The sequence below is a fragment of the Slackia faecicanis genome, assembly GCF_003725295.1.
GTDB lineage: Bacteria > Actinomycetota > Coriobacteriia > Coriobacteriales > Eggerthellaceae > Slackia > Slackia faecicanis.
The window spans coordinates 535,480-556,418 of the sequence record NZ_QICB01000001.1; the positions used below are offsets into that span (position 1 = coordinate 535,480).

General features: G+C 63.1%; 16 protein-coding genes. 5 read left to right on the plus strand and 11 right to left on the minus strand.

The features are described 5' to 3' along the window. Positions 1-94: 94 nt before the first annotated feature. Together DMP07_RS02390 and DMP07_RS02395 are read right to left on the minus strand one after the other, a co-directional pair. The gene (locus DMP07_RS02390; protein ID WP_123197538.1) at positions 95-2,797 is read right to left on the minus strand and encodes a tetratricopeptide repeat protein; all 2,703 of its coding nucleotides are present in this window, start codon (positions 2,795-2,797) and stop codon (positions 95-97) included. 83 nt (positions 2,798-2,880) lie between these two features. Next, the gene (locus tag DMP07_RS02395; RefSeq protein ID WP_123197539.1) at positions 2,881-3,078 is read right to left on the minus strand and encodes a hypothetical protein; all 198 of its coding nucleotides are present in this window, start codon (positions 3,076-3,078) and stop codon (positions 2,881-2,883) included. 359 nt (positions 3,079-3,437) lie between these two features. On the opposite strand from DMP07_RS02395, the gene DMP07_RS02400 reads away from it, so the two are divergent. After that, the gene (locus DMP07_RS02400; RefSeq protein ID WP_123197540.1) at positions 3,438-4,739 is read left to right on the plus strand and encodes a solute carrier family 23 protein; all 1,302 of its coding nucleotides are present in this window, start codon (positions 3,438-3,440) and stop codon (positions 4,737-4,739) included. Positions 4,740-4,828: 89 nt separating this feature from the next. On the opposite strand, the gene DMP07_RS02405 is transcribed toward DMP07_RS02400, so the two are convergent. Next, positions 4,829-5,065: a hypothetical protein gene (locus tag DMP07_RS02405; RefSeq protein WP_148039627.1), complete on the minus strand. Its 237-nt coding sequence runs from the start codon at positions 5,063-5,065 to the stop codon at positions 4,829-4,831. 153 nt (positions 5,066-5,218) lie between these two features. On the opposite strand from DMP07_RS02405, the gene DMP07_RS02410 reads away from it, so the two are divergent. Continuing rightward, positions 5,219-5,917: an HAD family hydrolase gene (locus tag DMP07_RS02410; RefSeq protein ID WP_123197542.1), complete on the plus strand. Its 699-nt coding sequence runs from the start codon at positions 5,219-5,221 to the stop codon at positions 5,915-5,917. A 288-nt stretch (positions 5,918-6,205) separates the two neighbouring features. On the opposite strand, the gene DMP07_RS02415 is transcribed toward DMP07_RS02410, so the two are convergent. Next, positions 6,206-6,967, minus strand: coding sequence for a MerR family transcriptional regulator (locus tag DMP07_RS02415; RefSeq protein ID WP_244594817.1), 762 nt, complete (start codon positions 6,965-6,967; stop codon positions 6,206-6,208). A 266-nt stretch (positions 6,968-7,233) separates the two neighbouring features. Here DMP07_RS02415 and DMP07_RS02420 point away from each other — a divergent pair, with 266 nt between their 5' ends. The 3 genes from DMP07_RS02420 (at position 7,234) to DMP07_RS02430 (ending at position 10,962) form a co-directional block, all read left to right on the plus strand. Beyond that, positions 7,234-7,905 carry an NAD(P)H-dependent oxidoreductase gene (locus DMP07_RS02420; RefSeq protein ID WP_123197544.1) on the plus strand — a complete coding sequence of 224 codons (672 nt, stop codon included), beginning with the start codon at positions 7,234-7,236 and terminating at the stop codon, positions 7,903-7,905. Between the two features lie 191 nt (positions 7,906-8,096). After that, on the plus strand, positions 8,097-9,494 hold the full coding sequence (locus tag DMP07_RS02425; protein WP_123197545.1) for an NAD(P)H-hydrate epimerase: 1,398 nt from the start codon (positions 8,097-8,099) through the stop codon (positions 9,492-9,494). A 682-nt stretch (positions 9,495-10,176) separates the two neighbouring features. Then, complete coding sequence (locus DMP07_RS02430) at positions 10,177-10,962, plus strand: enoyl-CoA hydratase/isomerase family protein (protein WP_123197546.1); 786 nt, start codon at positions 10,177-10,179, stop codon at positions 10,960-10,962. 471 nt (positions 10,963-11,433) lie between these two features. Here the strand turns inward: DMP07_RS02430 and DMP07_RS02435 are convergent, their stop codons facing one another. The 7 genes from DMP07_RS02435 to DMP07_RS02465 form a co-directional block, all read right to left on the minus strand. After that, on the minus strand, positions 11,434-12,936 hold the full coding sequence (locus DMP07_RS02435) for an MFS transporter (RefSeq protein WP_123197547.1): 1,503 nt from the start codon (positions 12,934-12,936) through the stop codon (positions 11,434-11,436). Positions 12,937-13,211: 275 nt separating this feature from the next. Continuing rightward, positions 13,212-14,102, minus strand: a complete 891-nt coding sequence (locus tag DMP07_RS02440; RefSeq protein ID WP_123197548.1) for a MaoC/PaaZ C-terminal domain-containing protein — start codon at positions 14,100-14,102, stop codon at positions 13,212-13,214. Positions 14,103-14,226: 124 nt separating this feature from the next. Then, a complete protein-coding gene (gene caiC, locus DMP07_RS02445) occupies positions 14,227-15,828 on the minus strand; it encodes a crotonobetaine/carnitine-CoA ligase (protein WP_123197549.1) in 1,602 nt (533 codons plus the stop codon). Between the two features lie 94 nt (positions 15,829-15,922). Beyond that, positions 15,923-17,137, minus strand: coding sequence for an L-carnitine CoA-transferase (caiB, locus tag DMP07_RS02450; RefSeq protein WP_123197550.1), 1,215 nt, complete (start codon positions 17,135-17,137; stop codon positions 15,923-15,925). Between the two features lie 100 nt (positions 17,138-17,237). Further along, positions 17,238-18,389: a crotonobetainyl-CoA dehydrogenase gene (caiA, locus tag DMP07_RS02455; RefSeq protein ID WP_123197551.1), complete on the minus strand. Its 1,152-nt coding sequence runs from the start codon at positions 18,387-18,389 to the stop codon at positions 17,238-17,240. 106 nt (positions 18,390-18,495) lie between these two features. Continuing rightward, the gene (aes, locus tag DMP07_RS02460) at positions 18,496-19,464 is read right to left on the minus strand and encodes an acetyl esterase (RefSeq protein ID WP_123197552.1); all 969 of its coding nucleotides are present in this window, start codon (positions 19,462-19,464) and stop codon (positions 18,496-18,498) included. Between the two features lie 154 nt (positions 19,465-19,618). Further along, positions 19,619-20,896, minus strand: coding sequence for an MFS transporter (locus DMP07_RS02465; RefSeq protein WP_123197553.1), 1,278 nt, complete (start codon positions 20,894-20,896; stop codon positions 19,619-19,621). Positions 20,897-20,939 lie beyond the last annotated feature (43 nt).

Consider the following 20,939-nt stretch of genomic DNA (forward strand, 5'->3'; position numbering starts at 1 on the left):
CACCGCCGCAATGCGAAGAAGGGGGACGAAGCCCGACGGCCTCGTCCCCCTTCCCTGTTCTTGGGGTTCGCCCCCCCCGGTCATCCCGCGCGCATCAGCGGATCGACAGCTTGTCCCTTCCCGCCGAGAACGACCTGACGGTGGGCATGAGCGCGTCGTCGCGCACCACGCGCGCGCCCGACGCCGCCATCACGCAGCACAGCGAATTGCAGCCCGAATCGGCCGCCGCCTTAGCCATGTCGAGCATGCTCTCGCAGTTGGCGGAAAGCGCGCCCACGGCCACGCCCTCCTTGCGCAAGATCTCGTCCTCTTCCTCCTCGGTGTGGCGCTGCAGGCCCTTCACGCTTTGGAGCAGTTCTTCGAACTCGACCATCGCCTGGTCGGCCATCGCCGAGCGCAGGGCCGCGCAGCGCCGATAGCACGCCGCCGCGGCATCGTAGCGCTCGAGCTTCCAGAAGGCATACGCCATCCAATACAGCGCAAGGCCCGCATCGGCCGGGTGCCACGCCACCTCGATCGCCTTGGAACACATGGAAATCTCCTGCTCGAATTCGCCGCGCATGAAATAGGCGCGGGCGGCGCGCAGATATGAATACGCGCGCGCAGGCGCAAGCTCGATGCAGCGGTTCGCGTGCTCGAGGGCCGCATCGGCGCCCGCGATCGACGTGGTGTACACCTGGGCGAGCGCGTCGTGCACCAGAAACGCCTCGTCGGGCAGCGGCAGCACGCGCCTGCCCGCGGCGTCGTCGGCGCAGTGGCGCGCATACATGTAGCGCGTCTCGTAGCTGTCGAAGAAGCGGTAGCACGTCTGGGCAGTGTCGGCGAATCCTTCGGTGGCCTCCACCTTCGCCAGGAGGTCTTCGAGCACCGCGATCGCCTGCGATTCGTCGTCGGCGCGCACGAGCGCCGTGGCGCGGGCCATGAGGGGCTTGAAGCCGTATGCATCGATGAAAGCCTCTTTCACCTCGAGATACGAATGCTCGTCCAGATCGCCCAGCATGAAGCCGTCCATCAACGCCCCGCAGATCCGGCGCACGAGGATGTTCTCGGTGCGGTCATGGATGCCTTTCAGGCACTCGAGCGCCGACGCGACGCCGGCGTCGAGGGCGGCCGACACCTCTTCGGCGTAGGCCGAGCGCGCGCCGTCTTCGAAAATGGTCAGATCGCACGGCGCCGCCACGCCCGCAAGCTCGCGGGCCTCTTCGGAAAACGGCACGGCATCGCGATGGATGAGCGGCTCGCGCGTCTCCGCGAAAACGCCCTCTCCCCTCTGGAAGCATGTCGGCACGGCGCGCAAGGCAAACTCATCGCCCCATTCGAACGCGACGCCCAGATTGTGCAGGAATGCGAAGGGATCGGCGAACGCATGCTCGGCATCGGAAGCGAAGGCCGCGCAAAACGCCGCACGCTCGAAAACGCCCGCCGCCACGGCTTCGTCGCCGCCGTCGCGCATGCAGTTCAGATACACGCGCTCGATATCGGAGGAGACGGAAAATGCCTGGGCCGCGAACAGGATGGCGGCATGGGCGGCGTATCGAGCCGCATCGCCGTTGCGGGCGGCTTCGTCGCGCGGCACGTAGCAGCCGGCCGCCTCGTCCCACGCGATGCCCGCCATGACGTCGGCGGGCGGGCAGAACACGTTCACGCCGAACGACGCGGCACCCTGGTCGCTGTAGAACTCGTAGCCCACGCGATACGGCAGACGAAGCATCTCGCATGCGCGCGCATAGGCCAGATGCTTGTCCCAGGCGCTCTCGAGCAGCGGCGCCTGGGCGGGATCGTACGCCTGAACGCAGATGCGGTCGCACAGCCATCTGTCGGCCGCGCTGCAAAACGCCTCGTCGGCCGCGCGCGAGCCGCCCTCGAAGTGCTGCTCGAGGTATTCGGTCAGCAGCAAAAACCTATTCAGCGCCGCCTCGGCGCGCAAAAACGTCCGGCGCGCCTCGGCCGTCTCGGGCAGCGTGGAAAACCCGCCGTTCTCGACAACGGTTCCCGACGCGTCGGCATAATAGAAATCGACGTAATAGGTGTTCGCGTAGAACGCGGTGCGCAGTAGGCGCACGGCAGGCACGCACGGCCGCCCGTCGGGCGCCGTGAACGCCAAGTCATCGCGCGTCTTGCCCACGATCCCCGAATCGCGCAGAAGAGCGGCCAGGTAGCGCTCGACGTCGCACGCCCCGCCTTCGCCGAAAGACGATTCGACCTCGAGGATTTCCCTGTTCACCGCATCGAACAAATCGGTCGTGTCGAAGCGCGCGAACACCGCGCCCAGGTCGAAGGGCCTCGATGCGGCCCGCTCGCGCGCAAGCCCGACGAAGCGGAAATACGCCTTGCCGATGAAGTCGTCGTATGGTTCCCAGGGACCGGGAAGCGGCGCCGAAAACACGCGCGGGCCTATGACGCCCTCGATGCGGTAGCGCTCGTTTCCGCCGGGATCCTTGCACGAATAGGAGCCGACCGCCGTCTCCTCGCCGATGCGCGAAACGACCGCCAGATAGCCGCGCTCGCGCGCTGTTCCTTCTTGGGAGAACCCCTTGAAATCGGGAAAGCGGGCAGGCGGAATGATCAGCGGCTCGCTCGTCTCGAAGACGCGGCCGTACTTGTCGACGTATGCCAAGATCCTCGCACGGGAAAGCACGGGCGAATCGAATTCGACCAGATAGAACGCGCCTCCCTCAGGAAGCGCGATACCGCTTTCCACCAGGCCGAACACACGGCCTTCGGATTCGTCGTCTACATCGGGAAACGCTCTGCGTTTCGCCGACGCGTCCAATTCGAAAGGAAAACTCGCCGTCATATGCCACCTCGCTGACTCGTCGCGCACGACCGTTATTCGATGCCGATTATACGGCACGAAACGCAGGGCGCGCCGAGCCTGCATCAGCGAGAGGCGCGCTTCGGACGAGGAAGGTGAGGAACGCCCATGGGAGGCGTCTTGCGCGGCGCGGCTTCGCCGGTCACCACGACGGGCTCGGTCTCGAGCAAACAGCGCTTCAAGAATTCGGCCTCTTCGGCCGTCAGTCGACGGCCGAAGCCGGAAGAACGGATCTCACGCATCGTATCCGCAGAATCAACCATCTAAGAACTCCCCTCGAAGTCGCGGCGCAAGGCCGCGGCCCAATGCCTACGCGACTCTCTCTTCGCGCAGCGGCGATGCCCATGCGTCCGTCGCATGCATCGCTTTCTTGCATACTACGCAATGTCTTCTCCGCCTTTCCGCATGAAAGCAAGAATCGCGACCGACGGCCGTTTTAGGCCGACGACGGCGGGAAAACGAGCAGAAGCGGCGGCAAGCGGACTTCGCTCGAAAACCTCTTTCCAAACGCGATATTCGCCGTCGCGTGCGCTTTATCGCAGCAAAGTACTGTATTATTGGCGCGCATAGACCGCTCGCCGCGTCGCCGCCAAGGCCATGCGGCTCGAACGAAAGGAACGCAATGGCAGAAGAACGCCCCATCATCGGGGTGGACGACCGCGTGCCCGTCGCAAAGGCGATTCCCCTGGGCATCCAGCACTTCATGAGCATGTTCGGCGCCACGGTGCTCGTGCCGTTTCTCACCGGCCTCTCGCCGTCGCTGGCCATCATGTGCTCGGGCATCGGCACGATCCTCTACCTCCTGGTCACGAAAGGAAAAATCCCCAGCTACCTGGGATCGTCGTTCGCATTCATCACGCCTATCGCGGTGGTGGCGCAAAGCCAAGGCATCGGCGCCGTCGGCGGCGCGCTCATCGTGACAGGTCTGGTATACGTAGCCGTGGCGGGCATCATCAAGATCGCGGGGACCAAATGGCTCGACGCGATTCTGCCCGCGCCTGTCGTCGCGCCGGTGATCGTGGTCATCGGCCTGGGCCTGTCGGCCACGGCCATCAAGATGGCCTTCTTCAACGGCGGCTACGACGCAGGCGCGCCGTTCAATTACGAAGGCTTCGCCGTGGCGGCGCTCACGCTTGCGGTATCGATCGTGTTCTCCACCTGCTTCCGCGGGTTCTGGTCCACCATCCCCGTGCTGATCGGCGTGACTACCGGCTACATCGCCTCCTGCTTCGTCGGCCTGGTCGATTTCCAGCCCGTGATCGACGCGGCGTGGGTCGGCCTTCCCACCCTGACGGCGCCGACGTTCGACCTGGGAGCCATCATCCTGGTCGCACCCGTCGCGATCGTAATCATCATCGAACACATCGGACACCTGCTCGTAGTGGGCGAAGTGGTCGGCAAGAATTACAACGACATGCTGCCCCGTTCGCTTCTGGGCGACGGCCTGTCCACGATGCTTTCGGGCTTCCTGGGCGGCACTCCTACCACCACCTATGCGGAAAACATCGGCGTCATGAGCGCCACACGCGTCTATTCCACGCAGATCTTCTGGTATGCGGGCGGCATCGCGTTGCTCGTAGGCGGTTTCTGCCCCAAGATCGAAGCGCTTATCAACTCCATCCCCACCTCGGTCATGGGCGGCGTGAGCCTGCTGCTGTTCGGCCTGATCGCCTCCAACGGCCTTCGCATGCTGGTCAGCAACCGCGTCGACTTCAGCAAGGCGCGCAACCTCATGATCGTCTCCGCCGTCCTGGTGGTGGGCGTGGGCATGGAAACCGCAGGCATCAAGATTCCCGTGGGCGTCTACGAGCTGCCCGGCATGGCGGCGAGCGCCATCATCGGCGTGGTGTTGAACCTGTGCCTGCCGAAAGAGACCGTCGCCGACGAAACGTATCCCGCAGGCTCTGCGGGCGGCGACGTATAAGCGGCAAGTACCGCATTCGAACCGAAAAGCGCCCTCGCCCTGACACGCGCGGCGAAGGAGAGGGCGCTTTTCGTACGCGGCGACCAGAGCTATGCGGGCATGAAGAAGAGCCAGCATGCGAAAGCGGCGAGCGGCGCCCCCACCGCAAACAAAACGACCGCCATAACAGCCACCCATACAAATGATTTTTCTTCGGCAGCATGTTTTTTACGCAAATATGCGAAAACGATGCCGAGCGCAACAGACGCCGCCACGCAGCCGAAGCCGAAAAGCCCCGCCATGGCGGCGGCCAAGCCTAAAGCGAGCACGCCTCCCATCACGAACACAAAGCAGCCTCCCATGCCTTCGCCTTTCTTCGCATCGATTTCGCACGTCCTTGACTCAGGCGTTTCACTTCGGATTCAGAATAAACCACGAAGAATTATCGGAATACGGGCCGAACGCAAGCGCGCCATTCGGCCCGAGCGAAAGGAGCGACGATGCGACCTTCTCTGGCAGGCGTCGGATTCATTTTCGACTGCGACGGAACGCTGCTCGACACGATGGACGCATGGCTCTCAATGGAAGACACGTTCGCTTCCCGCGTGGGCGGACGAATCGATTCCTCCATGCGCGAAGCGCTGTGCACCATGACCATGCCCGAAGAGGCGGTCTTTCTCCACGAGACGTTCGGCGTGGGCGCATCGCCCGCCGAACTCGAAGCGGAAATCGACGAATACTTCATGAGCTATTACAGCGAACGCGCCGAGATGACGCCCGGCGCAGGCGCGCTCATCGAAGAAGTGCGCCGCCGCGGCATCCCCTGCGCGATCGCGTCGTCGAGCCCGCACGCCTACCTGGAAGCGGGCCTGGGCCGCACGGGACTTCTGGGCGCGTTCACCTCGGTGTTTTCCACCGAAGACGTGGGCGCCTCGAAGCGCGAGCGCAAAATCTATGACGCCGCCGCCAAATCGATGAAGGCCGTTCCCGAGCTGACATGGTGCTTCGATGACGCCGTATACGCGCTGCACGCCATGAAGAAGGCGGGGTTCAAAACCGTGGGCGTCTACGACCGCGACACCTCAGGCACCGTGGACCAACTGCGCGAAACCGCCGACACGACGGTGCTCACGCTCGAGGACGTGGATATCGACGAACTTCTCGCGCTGCAGGCGGCGCACCTGGCCGCGTCGGCGTAGGCCGCGCGTGAAACAGGGCGCGAAATCCCCGGCCTCGCCCGAACCGCACAGCTTCCTACCTCTTGGACCTCGCCTCGCCCGGGAGGCAGGAAGCTTTTCTTCGCTCCGGGTCAGAGCAACGAAACGCGGTTGCGGGCGCACCGGCCGAAACGCCAGCGCCCGCAACCGCGCGGCGGCCCGGGCTGCGGCGGCGGCCGATGCGCCCTTGCTCGAACCCCGCCCGACGCCGCAGCACAGCATCAGGCGGCCGGAATCTGGCGGCGGCCGAACGCCGCGCGCCGCGGCCCGCTACTGCGCGCAATACGCCTTCAAGGCGTCGCGCAGAAATCGCGCGCCGCCTTCGACGCGCGCATCGTAATACATGCGGAAGCGCTCGTCGGCCACATACGTTTCAGCCAGCGCCGCATGAGCCTCGCGCGTGTACATGCCGTCAGGCCAATACATCTTGAGCCACGCCTCGTGCATCGCGCACAGCTCGCGCGCCGCGCCGCCGTGCGCATCCCGCGTGGGCACGGCCTCGGCCAGCTTGTCCAAAATTGCCTCGGCCAGGCCTTCGGCCGATTCCCACTGCCCTTCGTCCATCGCGAGCACCTTCTCGTTCGACGCGTCGACCGCCGCGTCGCCGTAAGCCGCACGGGCCTCTTCTCCATAGAGACGCTCGTTTTCCTCAACCGCGAGGCGCTTCATGCCCTCGAATCGTTTCGCATCGTCCATCGCCGTTCCTTTCTCTAAATTCGCAAGCGTGCGTTCCACCGCGCGCATCATGGCCTCGGTCTGCTCGATCTTGCGCGCGAGCCGCTCCCGATGCGCGCGCAAAGCCTCTCGCGCATCGAATGCAGGGTCATCCAACAGGTCTTTGATATCCGCGAGCGCCATGCCGGCGTCGCGATACAGCAATATCTGCTGCAGGCGCGCCGCATCCCCGGCGTCATAGACGCGATAGCCGTTCGCCAGCCTGCGCGGAACAAGCAGCCCGCGCTCCTCGTAATAATGGAGCGTGCGCACGCTGACGCCCGAAAGCGCCGCGAGCTCTTTGACGGCATAGCCCATCGCATCCTCCTTGCCGCTGCGCGGCATCGCCCATCTCGATTCGAATCGACGCCGACGCCCGCCGCGCTCCGGGGCGCGGGCCGCATCGACGTTTCGCAGTCTAGGCCATCACGCGACGTGAGGGTCAAGGGAGAAAACGGGGAAATATCCCACGCTTGAAACGCGCGCGACCCGTCGCCGCAACGAGGCGCACAGGTTTCGCCACGACGGTTTATGATGGAGGAAGCCATCGCGACCCGGCCCCGCGCCGGCGAAAGGAGGACCCCATGGCCCCGAAAACCCCGCTGAACGAAACGATCGAAACCGCGTTCGCCGAGCGCTTCGCCTGCAAACGCTACGACCCCGAGCGCGACGTGGACGAAAAGGACCTGCGCACCATCCTGGAAGTCGCGCGCCTGTCCCCCAGCTCGTTCGGGCTGGAGCCGTGGAAATTCCTCGTGGTGAAGAAATCGGCCGCGCTGACCGACGAACTGCTCGAGCGCGCCTGGGGCATGAAGCGCAACGCCCCGTACACCGTGGTCATCCTGGCCCGCAAGCACATGGAGCCCGAAAACGCGCACGTCGAGCACATGATGGCCGACGTGCAGCGCGCCACGCCCGAGAACATGGCGCAGCGCCAGGCCATGTTCGCGTCGTTTCAGAAAAACGACCTGGGCGTCGCCGACGACCCGCGCCTGATGTTCGAATGGTCGTGCCGCCAGTGCTACATCGCGCTCGCCGACATGCTGGCCGCCTGCGCGCTTCTCGGCGTTGACTCCACGCCCGTCGAAGGCCTGAACTACGACGCCGTGAACGCCCTGCTTGCCGAAAAAGGCCTGATGGATCCTAAAGAATTCGGCGTAGCCGTAGCAATCCAGATCGGCTATCGCGACCCTTCGCATGCCATAAACCCGAAAACCCGCCAAGAGGCAGCCGACGTATTCTCGTTCGTCGAATAGGCCGAAAAGACCGGGCGCGCCTTGCCGCCGCGAAGCGAAAGGCGCGCCCTCGAAACGCCGTGCGCGCGACAGGCGGCATGGCCCCGCACGCAGCGCGACCGCATGCTCGCCGGAATCGGGCGCGGCGAAACAGGCGATGCCGCCAAGAGAAAAGCAGCCCGAACCGCATCCCGCGAAAACGAAGGAGCCCCATGCCAGAACATGTCGTCCATGGAATCGATCCCGTCTTCGACCGCAACAGCCGGGTGCTCGTGCTCGGAAGCATCCCCTCCCCCAAAAGCCGCGAAGAAGGCTTTTTCTACGGGCATCCGCGCAACCGGTTCTGGCAGGTGCTGGCGGCGGCGTTCGACGAACCCGCCCCCGCCACGATCGAAGACAAGCGCGACCTGCTGCTACGCCGGCATATCGCCCTGTGGGACGTGGTTGCGTCATGCGACATCGAAGGCGCGAGCGACGCAAGCATCCGCAATGCCAAGCCGAACGACCTCGACCGCATCTTCTCGACCGCCGACATCGAGGCGGTTTTCGCCACGGGCGCAAAGGCGGGCGAACTCTACGCGCGCCTGTGCGAAAAGCGCTTCGGCAAACCCTGCACGACCCTGCCCTCGACGAGCCCCGCGAACGCGAAGGAAAGCGTCGAATCGCTGACGAAGGCCTACGCCGCCGCGCTGCTCGAGCACCTGAACCCCTTCGAGCCGCCCGTGCTCGACGTGAAGCGCGTCGTGGAACTCGAGCGCCGCATCGAAGACGCGGGCACCCCGCTTTCCACGCTCATGCGCCGCGCAGGGCGCGCCCTTGCGCATAAGGCGCGCGCCGTGGCCGAAGCCGCAGGATGCGGCGCCGATGCGCGCTTCGCGATCCTGTGCGGCAACGGCAACAACGGCGGAGACGGATGGGTGGCCGCCCGCGTGCTGACCGAAGAAGGGTTCGGCGTCGACGTCATATGCGCCACGACGCCCGCCGATATAACCGCACATCCCGCACGCGCGGCGGCCCTGGAAGCGCAGCGCGTGCTCGAAGGCCGTCCGAACGCGCGGATCGTGGCCCGCCCCGACGCCGCAGCGTTCAAGGCGGCGCTCGCGCGGGCCCACGTGGCGATCGACGCGCTGCTCGGCACGGGCTTCGAGCACGACACGGTGCGCGCGCCCTTCGACGGCTGGATCGAAGCCGTCTGCGACGCGCGCTCCCGCGGCCTGCGCGTCGTGGCCGCCGACGTGCCGAGCGGTATGAATGCCCAGACGGGCAAAGCGGCGCGCCCGTGCATCAAAGCCGACGCCACCGTGACCATGATCGCCTCGAAGCCGGGGCTCGCCACCCCGTACGCCTTCGCTTTCTGCGGCGAGACGAGCATCGCGTCGATCGCCTACATCGAACCGCTGCTCGCAGACGCGAGCCGCGGCGCCGAACAAGCCGAATACGCCTCCGCCTGCGTCGAGAACGACGCCGCGCCTTCGCCCGCGAAGGCGGCGAAACGAGACGCGAACGCCGAATTCCTGCGCGCGGAGGCGGAAGACGACGATGGATACGACCCGTATTCGGACCGCAAGCCCGAACCCGAGCCGCTCTTCCAAAGCGACCCGTGGAGCTGATCGCCCGAACCGGCGCACGACCCGCAACCGACGATGCGCGCACGAACCGCGTCGAAAGATCCGTTGCGGACGACGTGGCGACAAATCCGCGCGCAGCGCCATCGAAGCTCCCGTCTTTTCCCGGCCCGCACGACCTGCGGGCCTTTTTCGTTTCGAAAACGAGGCGAAAACCCGGTGGCGATACATGCGCCGCGCATCGATTCGGCGCCGAACGCCTGCCGATGCGGCCACGCCCGTATCGCGCGGTCTTGCGAAAAAGGCCATCGAGCGCAAGAGCCGACACCGAAAAACAATAGCTGCACATTATGCATAAAACATGCCTCATCTGGTGTTCTACTCATTTTTTCGTGACCGTGTTTGGGGCGGTAAAAAAGGTGGGCTGTTTTATCCAGCTTTTCAGCCGTAAGTATTCACCTGGCCTTTTATCAACAAAAGCTCGCGCTTCGAGCAAAATTAGCGAATATGCATCTTTTATGCATATTCAAAAAACCTTCGCGCTTCGATACCGATAATTCTGCGATATTCTCTCCAATTTTCTTCTTCGGAATACTGCAATCCAGGCGATATGCGAAACCTTGGCGAGTGCGTAATCTTGAACCAGTGGCCGAAGCATCAAGGCGCCGTGCGCCGACAGCCGCGTTTCGGCCGACCGAACCTGATGAGCAAGACTCAAGGAGGAAAAATGGCAGATTACTATGGAACCGACACGGTCGTATCCGAGCTTCGCGAAGATGGTCTTCTGATCATCCGCATCAACCGCCCCGAGGTTGCTAACGCTCTGAACGGCGCTACGTCCAAGGCGATGGAAAACATCATGAACAACGCCGAGCTCGACCCTGCGGTTCGCGCGATCATCGTCACCGGCACCGGCAAAGTCTTCTGCGCCGGCGAGGACCTCTCCGAGCTCTCTGAGGGCGGCGAGTGCCAGACCGTCACCGAGCACGGCTTCGGCGGCCTGACCGCACGTCTCTGCTCCAAGCCCGTCATCGCTGCTTGCAACGGCTCCGCTGCCGGCGGCGGCATGGAGATCGCCGTCTCCTGCGACATGGTCGTCGCTGCCGAGAACGCTAAGTTCGGCTGCACCGAGGTCGGCCTGGGCATCATCGCTTCCACCGGCGGCCTGGTTCGCCTCGCTCGCGACATCAACCGCAAGGATTGCATGGAGCTCCTGCTCACCGGCAAGAAAATCAAGGCTCCCGAGGCCAAGGCTCTCGGCCTGATCAACTACGTCGTCCCGGCCGAGGAAGTTCTCGACAAGGCCATCGAGCTGGCTGAAGAGTGCCTGAAGAACGCTCCCCTCGCCCTCAAGTGGACCAAGTACATCGTTCACGCTTCCTCCCAGATGTCCGAGGAAGACGCCATGCGCTACAGCGATGCCGCGTATCGCTTCCTGGAGAAGACCGCCGACGGTATCGAGGGCCCCGCTGCCTTCGTCGAGAAGCGCGCTCCCCAGTGGCAGGGCAAGTAACTCCTTCTTGCAGTGCTTTCGAAAGGCACCCTTCGGGGTGCCTTTTTTGGTGCCCGCCTCGGGAACGGCGCACGCTCGCACCCGCTACGCGACGAAAGGGCGCCGATGCGAACAGCGTGCATTCGCCAGATGAGCGATGGTATTCTCGCATCGACCCGCCGCCTTCCCATCGGCATCGCCCATTCGCCGCAGCAACGCGCGGCCGCGCCGCCGCCTCTCGCCCGCCGCCCGACAGCGCTCGCAAGCTGCCCGGGCGCCGCAGCAACGCGTCAGCCGCATACCGTTTCCTCCCCGCATCAGAAGACGAACGACATGCGATCGACCCGTTATACGCGCTCATATAAGCCCGTTTCAGGACCGTATGGACACCCTCGCGGGCAAGATATGCCCGAAAACGCACGAAGGCCCGCTGCGCAGCAATACGCAGCGGGCCTTCTTCGAAATCTCGATGCCCCGAAAGAAAACGGATGTCTAGGCCGAACGCTTCTGGCGAACGGCGGGCACATCTTCGATCGCGCTCGTCTCCGCGAGCGACTTGCCCTTGGTTTCGGGCGCCATCACAAGCGAGAGCACCCAGCCGAACACCACCAGGCCGGCGGCCACCAGCATGGTGGGGCCGATGCCGTAGGCCTCCAGGAAGATCGGCGTCGCATACGTCGCCAGAATGGTGCCCACGCGGCTGAACGCGATCGCGATGCCCACGGCGGATGCGCGGACCTCGGTCGGGAACAGCTCGTTGGGATAGAGCCATTGCAGGATGCCCGGTCCGCCGCTGAAGAACGCGTACAGGCCGAACGCCACGATCACGACCCAGACAGGAGCCGTCGGCCAGAAGCCCAGGATGAGCAGGCCGACCGCCATCATGGCGAGACTGATCAGCAGAAGCTTGCGGCGCCCCATGGAGTTGAGCCAGAACATCGCAGGAATGCTGCCGACCAGGAAGAAGAGGCTGACGGCGCTTTCGCCCAGAATGGCCTCGTGGCCCTCGCCCAGGCCGAACGCCGACATGATGTCGGGACCGAACGTATAGATGGCATACATCGGAACCACCTGGCACAAGATGAAGATGCCCAGAAACACCATGCGCTTCATATAGCCCGACTTGAGCAGCACGCCGAGCGACGTCTTCTGCGTCACCGCCTCGGGCTCAAGCTCCACGTCGTCGCCGAACACGCGATGCACCACTTCCTCGGCCTCCTTGATGCGGCCCTTCTGCGCGAGCCACATGGGAGATTCGGGGATGTCGTGACGGCCGATCAGCAAGATGATGCACGGAACCACCGCGCTGCCGAGCATCCATTTCCAGCCGTCTTCCACGCCGTAGAGGCAGTAGCCCACCACGGCCGCGACGGTGGCGCCCAGATACCATGCGGCGGAAACCATGCCCATGGAAACGGAGCGATGTTTCTTCGGCGTGAACTCCGCGATCAGCGACGTGGCGATCGGGTAATCCGCGCCCACGAACACGCCGATGAAGAAGCGCGCCAGCACGAGCTGGAGCGGCGTGGTGGCGAAGACGCTCAAGATGGAGAATACCGCGATAGCGATGATGTCGATCGTGAACATCTTCTTACGCCCGATGGCATCGGTCAGATATCCGCCGAACACCGTGCCGAAGAAAATACCGAGCATGACCGAGGCGCCGATCGCGGCGCTTTCGGCCGCCGTCAGGTCGAACAAAGGAACGATCTGGGTCAGCGCGACGCCGATCAGCGAGAGGACATAGCCGTCCAAAAACGATCCGCCGCTCGAGAAGAACGATATCTTGCGAAGGAACGGCGTCATCGCGACATCGTCGATCGTCTTTTTCGCGACCTTCTTCGCCGACGAAGGAATTCCCTTCACCTTCTCCTTCACCCTGTGCGCGCGCTCCGATTTGTACGAGCGCTGCGTGCGGACGTCCGCGGGAACCATGCTTGCCATCCGATGCTCGGGCGGGCTTACGACCTGCGTGTCTTTTTTGATGTCATCCATGCGTTTCTCCTTCGTGGCAAAGCGCCGCGCCGCGCATCCGTTTCGGTTGCCGCATGAGGTAGTGCTTATAGTGTTGGGAGGGGAAGTCGTGCAAAAGAATCAGGGAGCGTGGCGCGCCGCCCAGTGCACGAGTAATTTCAGTATATCCCCTGGTAAAACAGTTGGGGACCCAAGGCCCCCAACTGTTCCGAAAGCGTTACGCCGCTTTCTTCGGCATGCGTCGGAAGCGCATCCGGCCCATTACGAAAAGGCCGTCGCATCCGAACGCGCCGCCGTTATTCCCATTCGACGATGCAGGAATTCAGGAAGGGCTTAGGGGTGCGCTCGCCGTTGGCGAGCGCCGCATCGAACGCCTCGGCATCGACCATGCGGAATCGAGCCTCGGTATCGGAAACCTTCCACACCTGGGTGCGAAGCTTGGTGCCCGGCAAAACCGGCGACGTGAAGCGGCACTTGAAGCGCTTCAGACGCTCGGGCTCGCCCGGGAACAGCAGCTTGATCACGTGGCGCATCGCGATACCCGCACTGCACACGCCGTGGTTGATCGGACGTGCGAGGCCGGTCTGCTCGGTATAGGACCAATCGATGTGCTGCTGATGCCAATCGCCCATCATGCGGTAAATCAACGGCCACTGCAGGCCGCAGACCTCTTCGTACACCAGATCGGGCTCGCGATCGGGGTATTCCACGACGTCTTTCGGAGGCTGCTCGCCGCCGAAACCGCCGTCGTAGATGCAGCAGTCATAGGTTTCGACCGTGCACAGGTGAGTGCCATCGGAGCTGTAAGACTTTCCTACCTGCTTGGAAAGAGACCCGCGACCTTCGCCGCGGTCCCAGATGGCCTCCTGGGTCACATAGGTCTCGATGTGGTCCTGCATCTTGAACGGCGCATGGAAATGCACGTCGATGCCGTAATGCAGGGAACCGGAATAATCGAAGCCGTAGTCGAGGGTGGTGGTCATCTCCTCGTTCACGGTCAGGGGCACGCCGAAGATCGGCAGCACCTTCAGATCGGGGTTTTTGGCGTCGCCCTCGTTGACGCACTCCAGGTCGACCCGGCCGTCCCACGCGCAGCCGCAGCCGAGCGCGCAGATCTCGAGGTCTTTGAAGGTGTAGTCGCGGACGAACGGACCGAAGGTCTTTCCTACGATTTCAGTGCTGATCATCTGTCCTCCTTGGGTTCGCGCCGGCTCTCCCGAAGCCGGCGATGACCCGCCTTTCGCATTCCGCCGCGCCGACGAAGGCAGCCTGCCGGGCGGCGCGCGCGGTCCCCTACGAAAGGCGGACCGGTTAGCTCAAGAGCTTCTTGGCGATCTTGCCCACGCTCGTGCGCGGCAGATCGTCGACCACTTCGATGATGGACGGGATCTTGAAGCCCGCCAATCGGCCTTTACAGTACAGGGTCACTTCGTCGGGATCGAGCGAGCATCCCGCCTCGGGAATCAAAAACGCCTTGACGGCCTGGTCCCGAACAGGGTCGGGCACGCCGATGACTGCGGCTTCGGCGATGTCGGGGTGGCTGGCGAGAACGCCTTCGACCTCGGAGGCCGAGATGTTTTCGCCCGATCGCTTGATCATGTTCGACTTCCTGTCGACGAAGTAGAACCACCCCTCCTCGTCGCGGTAGCCCTTATCGCCCGTATGCAGCCATCCGTCGGAACCGAGCGTCTCCGCCGTGATCTCGGGCTCGTCGTAGTAGCCCTTCATGAGCGTGATGCCCGGCATGCCGTGGACGACGATCTCGCCCACGCACCCCGTTTCGACGGCGCGGCCTTCGTCATCGACCACGTCGACCCGATAGCCGAGGCCCGCACGGCCGACCGACGGCCAGCGGCGCTCGCCGAACGGCAGGTCGGTCAGGACCCAGCACACCGATTCGGTGGAGCCGTAGCAGTTCATCAGGCGCACGCCGAAGCGCTTTTCGAAGGCGTCTTTCTCCTCGTCGGTGATTGCAAGGTAGTACTGGATCGAACGGACCCGATGGTCGCGTTCGCCCTCGTCGACAGGCTGGACCATCATCGTGCGTGCGATCATGGCGGTCAGCTGAAGCGAGGTGGCCCGATACTCGCGTACCTGTTTCCAGTAACGGCGGGCGCTGTACTTCTCGATGAAGACCAGCGTCGCGCCGGCGACGAGCACCGGCATCAAAGCGGCGGTCTGGAAATTGGAATGGAACGCAGGCATAGTGGTCAGCAGGCGGTCGTCGGGCGTCAATGCGCACTGCCAGATGCCGAAATAGCCGCCGAACAGCATGTTGCCATGCGTGAGCTCGACGCCCTTCGGACGCGATGTGGTTCCCGACGTGAAGATGATCATGGCCGCGTCCAACGCGGAAAGCTCGCAGGAAGCCTCCAGCACGTCGGAACATTTCGCCACTTCGGCGTCGAAATCGACCGCTCCGTCCAGCAGGGGCTCGCCGCCGCGAAGATGCGATATAAGCACATGCTTCATCGGGTAGGTCTCTTCGATGCGGGCAGGCACGGGGATGCGCCATTCGATACCCTCGGGCACGTCGGCGATATAGAACGGCTGGCAATCGGGCTCGGCCACCACCATGTCGATGCCGCACTTCTCGTAGACGAACGCGCACTCATCCACCATGTGCGCCATATTGATCGGCACGGCCACCGCGCCGATCTTCGCAAGCGCCATAGCGGTCGAAACGCTTTCGGGCGAGTTGTACAGCTGGATGGCGACGTTGTCGCCCTTCTTCACGCCCAAAGAAAGGAAGTAATTCGCCGTACGGTTGATGCAGCGGTCGAATTCGGCATACGTGAACGCCTGCCTCCGTCCTTCCCTGTCCTGGAACTCCATAAAGACATGGTCGGCGCGATCCGTGCCCAGCCTCTCCCACAGATTGCGCAGGTTGTCGTTGCCGACGATAGTGCTCATTGCTAGCTCACTCCACCTATGCGTTCTTGCAAAAGGAGCCCGACATAGATCGGGCTCCTCTCTTCCTTGCGACTAAGCGACTGCGAGAATCGCGTTATTCGCTGATTTTGACAACGCCCTGCTCGGCGAGCTCGCGCACCTGCTCCTCGGTGTAGCCGGCCCTGACCAGCACATCGATGGTGTCGCCGCCCTGATGCGGCATCGGACGCCACACCTGGCCGGGGTTGTTCTTGAACTTCGGGAACACGCCCAGACCGTGGAAGGTCTCGCCGTCGGCGGTCTCCCAGTCGAGCCAGTTGCCGCGAAGCTTCATGTGCTCCTGGTTCGGCAGGTCTTCGAGGTCGTTGATCACCTGAGCGGCGATGCGGTGAGCAGCGAAGTCCTCTTCGATCTCGAACTTGGAGTGCTCGAGGCAGTACTTCTCGAATGCAGCCTGGATCTCGTCGGCGTGCGGATTGGACAGCCAGAGGCCGGAGGTGTCCTCGGGGATGTCCTCGGTGCCCCAGAGGTGGCCGAGGCCGATGGTCTCCAGGAAGTGCTTGTTCTGGTCGACGCCGTAGAGGCAGACGCCCAGGAAGCCGTCGTTGCACTCGAACTCGCCGATGCCGCAGAGGTTCTGGTTGCGGGCGCCGGGACGAGGCCACTTGACGCCGTCGTTGAGGTAGTCGACCAGGTAGTACTGACCGATGGCAAGCAGGGTCTCGTACATGGCGAGGTCGATGGACTCACCCTTGCCGGACTTCTCGGCCTTGTAGAGAGCGGCCATCGTGGAGAAGCCGATCATCAGGGTGTTGAAGTAGTCGCCGGCGTAGGGTCCGGGCAGCATGGGCTGCTCGGGGGTGCCGTTCTGCATGATGATGCCGGAGTAAGCCATGACGGTCAGGTCGTAAGCGGCGCGCTTGACCATCTTGGGGTCGCCCTCCTGGCCGAAGCCGGAAACATGGACGATAACCATCTTGGGATTGAGCTCCCACAGGACATCGTCGGTGATGCCCTTACGAGCCCACGTGCCGCCCTTGGAGGCCTCCATGAAGATGTCGGCATCCTTGACGATCTCGAAGAAGGCCTTCTTGCCCTCTTCGGAGAAGTAGTTGATCGAGACGGAACGCTGGTTACGACGCTCGGCCTGCTTGACGTTGGCGGTGTCGCGGATGGTGTCGCCTGCGCCCGTGTTCTCGAGCCAGATGACATCCGCACCCCAGTCAGCCATCAGGTCGGCGGCCTTCGGGCAAGCGAGCTCGACTGCAGCGTAGACGACCTTGACGCCATCAAGAGGGCCGAAGGACGGTTTTTCGGTAGGAATTGCCATGATAGACACGACCTTTCTTATATCCAGGCGGGTTCGGAGGGGCGGCATACGACCGCCCCTCCCCCGTCAATCCCTGAGGGTTAAGAACGATGAAGCGCTATTACTGACGATAGGGCTTGATAGCGTTCTTGGAAGCGGTGAGAATCATCATCTCGTCGGTGCCGCCGGAGACGCGGTCGACACGCAGGTCGCGCCAGATGCGGTTGATGCGATGCTCGGAAGCAACGGCGATGCCGCCCATGACCTGCATAGCGTCGTCGACGACCTCGAAGGAGGAGTTGGCGCAGTAGTACTTGCACATAGCGGCGCGACCGGCGTCGACGTCGCCGCCACGGTTGTGGTCAGCGTCCCAAGCCGTCTCGTAGAGCATGTTGCGCATGGAGTCGAGCTTGATAGCCATGTGAGCGAACTTCAGGGAGTTCAGCTGGAAGCGAGCGACCGGCTTGCCGAAGGCGATGCGGGTCCAGGCATGCTTGGCGGCATCCTCGAAAGCGGAGATGGCCGTGCCGTAGTCGCAAGCGCCGACGAGCCAACGCTCGAAGTTGAAGTCGGCAACGCCGCGGTTGAAGCCGTTGCCCTCCTTGCCGAAGAAGTCCTTCTCCTCCATCTCGACGTTGTCGAGGTAGACCTCGCAGCAGGAGTCCATACGCAGACCAAGCTTGGTCAGCGGGGACAGCTTGATGCCGGGCTTGGACATGTCGACGAAGAACTCGGAGATGACATCCGGGTTGTCGGCGTCGCGGCACATGATGATGAGGTACTTGACGCCCAAGGAAGAGGTGATGAAGGTCTTGGTGCCGTTCAGGTAGATCTTGCCGTTCTCACGCTTGTAGGTGGTCTGGAGACCGGAGACGTCGGAACCGGCGCCCGGCTCGGTGCAAGCGGAGTTGACGACCTGCTCGCCGGTACCCAGGTACTTCAGGCAAGCTTCGATCTGCTCTTCGGTGCCCTCGCGGACGATGGTGTTGTAACCGGTCAGCAGATAGAGAACGTAGGTCGGAGCGCCGTACTGGCCCAGGACCTCGTAGATGGCCATCAGAGTGGTGAGGGGCTCCTCGAGACCCAGACCGCCGTGCTCCTCGTCGAGCATGATGCGGTCGAGGCCGAGCTCGCACAGGCCCTGCGTCCAGCGCAGAGGATACTCATGCTTCTCGTCGCACTCATGGAAGTAGGTCTCCCAGTTTTCGCTCTCCATGTAGTCGCGGTAGGATGCAACGATAAGCTCCTGCTCGTCGGACAGATTGAAATCCATGATAACCTCCTGTTTGCTATAAGGATTTCCACCAGCGCCCCATCTGAGGGAAGCGCGCTGATACCAAAAGGGTTTCTATGCGGCCGCAGCGGTCCGCCGAGCCGCGCTAAGCGCGGCGGGTCTTCCAGAATTCGGCGCTGTGCTCGATGCACTCGGTAGCGGCGTCGAGCATGCGGGAGTAGTGGACGAACGCGTGGAGCACGCCGTCGAAAACCTCGAACTGGTTATCGATGCCGTTGTGCGTCAGGACGCGCGAGAGGCACTCGCTGTCGTCGCGCAGCGGATCGAGGCCGGCAGCGGCGATGTAGCACGGAGCCATGCCGGTCTTGAGGTCGTTGGACAGCATGTCGACGTAAGGAGCGCTCGTCTCTGCCTCGAGGTCGTTGAGCCAACACTGGTTGTAATAGACCAGGTCTTCCTTGCGCATGCCGTCGATATCCCAGCCGTAAAGGCGACGGGAAACGGAATCCACCAGGCCGTAGAAGCCGTAGTAGAGAAGCAGGGACTTGACGAAGGAGTTGTCGCCCTCCTCGTCGCGCAGCCACAGGTTGGTGGCCATGGACAGGACCGCTCCGCCGGAGTCGCCCGCGAAGGACAGGTCGTTGCCGTCGATGCCGCGCTCGGCACCATGCTCATGCAGGTACTTGGCGACCAGGGCGCATTCCTGGATGTTCGCAGGGTACTTGGACTCGGGAGACAGATGGTAATCGACGCTCACGACTGCAGCGCCCGTGCGGTCTGCCAGGATGCGGCAGACGCGGTCGTGCGTGGCAGGGCTGCCCACGACGAAGCCGCCGCCATGAATGAACTCGATGACAGGAAGCTTCTCGGCCTCTACTGGATAGTAGAAGCGGGCGGTGAACTCGCCCTTCGGGCCCTCGAAGACGACATCCTCGGTCTTAGCCATGACAGGGCCGCCCTCGTTCCAGAAACCGCGCTCCTTGATGTAGTTGGCGCGCATTTCCTCGAATCCCACGTCGGTGACGAACGCGTCGCCGGCAAGCTCGGCCGATTTCTGAAGAACGGCCTTCATCTGATCGTTCATGAGAGACATTGCGTCAAGTTTGTTTTCCATGAGCATAAGTCCTTTGCGTACATCGGAAAAGTTGTATGGGAGGTGCGGGGCGGGAAGCCCCGCACCGTATTCGTCGAATCGGATTCGGCGTGAATCCGGCGAAGGGAACCGGGCCGGCCGCCGACGATGACGGCCGACCTACGCGAAGCGCTGACTAGGCGTTCTTCGCGGCAAGATGCTTCTTCACGGTGCGCAGGCACATGAAGAGGAAGAAGACGCCGGCAACTGCGAAGACAGCCTCGATCGCGAAGATCATGTTGTAAGCAGCGTCGCCGGAAGCGTCGATCATGCCGCCATACCAGGTGTGGATGAAGATGTCCGGGCAGAAGCCGATGACGGACAGCAGACCTGCGGCGGTACCGAAGATGCGCATGGGGATGCCCAGCTCGGACAGCGGCGAGGAGCCGATGGAGAAGGCGCCGTAGGTGGCGAAGCCGAAGACGACGACCAGGCAGACGGCGACGATGGCCATGCCGGGATCCTGCGGCAGGAAGATGAACACGCCGAGGATGACAAGAGCCAGAACCAAGCAGCCCATGATGGTCTTGGTGCTCTTGATGCGAGCAGCGATCACGCCGAGCACGGGGCCTGCGAGCAGGCCGATGCCGTAGGTACGGATGAGGCCGACGACGTTGACGAGGTTGGAGTCGGTGCCAAGAGAGGTGAGGTACGGGGTGGTGTAGGTAGCGCCCTGGTAAACCGTATACACGCAGAAGTATGCGAGGCAAGCCCAGATAACACCCGGAGTCTTGATGGCCTCCATAGCGTCGGCGACGCTGAAGCCCTTGGCATCCTTGTTGATCTCGCCCTTGAAGTCAGGCATGAAGATGTAGGAGAGCACGCCGAGCAGCGCGATAACGACGCCCAGGAAGATCAGGACAGCCTGGATGCCCTGGGAGGGCACGGGGATGGCGGCGACGATAGCCGCGTTGATCAGACCGAAGACCAGGCCCACAGCACCATAGATCGAGTAGCTGATACCGATCTTGGTGGGATACTCGTCCTCTTCGCAGCAGAGACGAATGACCTTGAAGCGGGTGCCCCACCAAATCAGGATGGAGGTGATACCCATGCCGCCGAAGAGCACGTAGCACATGGTGACGGAGGGCAGGGTGGCGTAGACGAAGGTCAGGATCGCGGTGCCGAGGAAGCCCCACGTTGCCAGGGTGCGCATGCGGAACTTGTCAGCAAGCACGCCGGAGGGCAGGTAGAACACGACGGCGGCGATGCCGTAGAAGGACACCATGGCGCCGAGGTCGGCGTTGGTGCAGCCGAGACCCTGCATCAAGGGCTCGTAGAACACGTTCTTCAGATACATCGGAGTATAGATGATGGAAGAACCCATCGAGATGAGGATGATCAAGAACCACTTGTGGATACCGGTCAGGTCCTTGTACGTCACCTCGCCCTTGCTCTTAGCAAGAAAAGACATGTGATTTCCCTTTCTCAAATATCCGCGGATAAATGGCCGCGGA

Excerpts from the sequence above, each read along its gene's own strand:
- DMP07_RS02390 (WP_123197538.1), bottom strand. The coding sequence starts at position 2,797 with ATGACGGCGAGTTTTCCTTTCGAATTGGACGCGTCGGCGAAACGCAGA.
- DMP07_RS02395 (WP_123197539.1), bottom strand. The coding sequence starts at position 3,078 with ATGGTTGATTCTGCGGATACGATGCGTGAGATCCGTTCTTCCGGCTTC.
- DMP07_RS02400 (WP_123197540.1), top strand. The coding sequence starts at position 3,438 with ATGGCAGAAGAACGCCCCATCATCGGGGTGGACGACCGCGTGCCCGTC.
- DMP07_RS02410 (WP_123197542.1), top strand. The coding sequence starts at position 5,219 with ATGCGACCTTCTCTGGCAGGCGTCGGATTCATTTTCGACTGCGACGGA.
- DMP07_RS02415 (WP_244594817.1), bottom strand. The coding sequence starts at position 6,967 with ATGGGCTATGCCGTCAAAGAGCTCGCGGCGCTTTCGGGCGTCAGCGTG.
- DMP07_RS02420 (WP_123197544.1), top strand. The coding sequence starts at position 7,234 with ATGGCCCCGAAAACCCCGCTGAACGAAACGATCGAAACCGCGTTCGCC.
- DMP07_RS02425 (WP_123197545.1), top strand. The coding sequence starts at position 8,097 with ATGCCAGAACATGTCGTCCATGGAATCGATCCCGTCTTCGACCGCAAC.
- DMP07_RS02430 (WP_123197546.1), top strand. The coding sequence starts at position 10,177 with ATGGCAGATTACTATGGAACCGACACGGTCGTATCCGAGCTTCGCGAA.
- DMP07_RS02435 (WP_123197547.1), bottom strand. The coding sequence starts at position 12,936 with ATGGATGACATCAAAAAAGACACGCAGGTCGTAAGCCCGCCCGAGCAT.
- DMP07_RS02440 (WP_123197548.1), bottom strand. The coding sequence starts at position 14,102 with ATGATCAGCACTGAAATCGTAGGAAAGACCTTCGGTCCGTTCGTCCGC.
- caiC (WP_123197549.1), bottom strand. The coding sequence starts at position 15,828 with ATGAGCACTATCGTCGGCAACGACAACCTGCGCAATCTGTGGGAGAGG.
- caiB (WP_123197550.1), bottom strand. The coding sequence starts at position 17,137 with ATGGCAATTCCTACCGAAAAACCGTCCTTCGGCCCTCTTGATGGCGTC.
- caiA (WP_123197551.1), bottom strand. The coding sequence starts at position 18,389 with ATGGATTTCAATCTGTCCGACGAGCAGGAGCTTATCGTTGCATCCTAC.
- aes (WP_123197552.1), bottom strand. The coding sequence starts at position 19,464 with ATGGAAAACAAACTTGACGCAATGTCTCTCATGAACGATCAGATGAAG.
- DMP07_RS02465 (WP_123197553.1), bottom strand. The coding sequence starts at position 20,896 with ATGTCTTTTCTTGCTAAGAGCAAGGGCGAGGTGACGTACAAGGACCTG.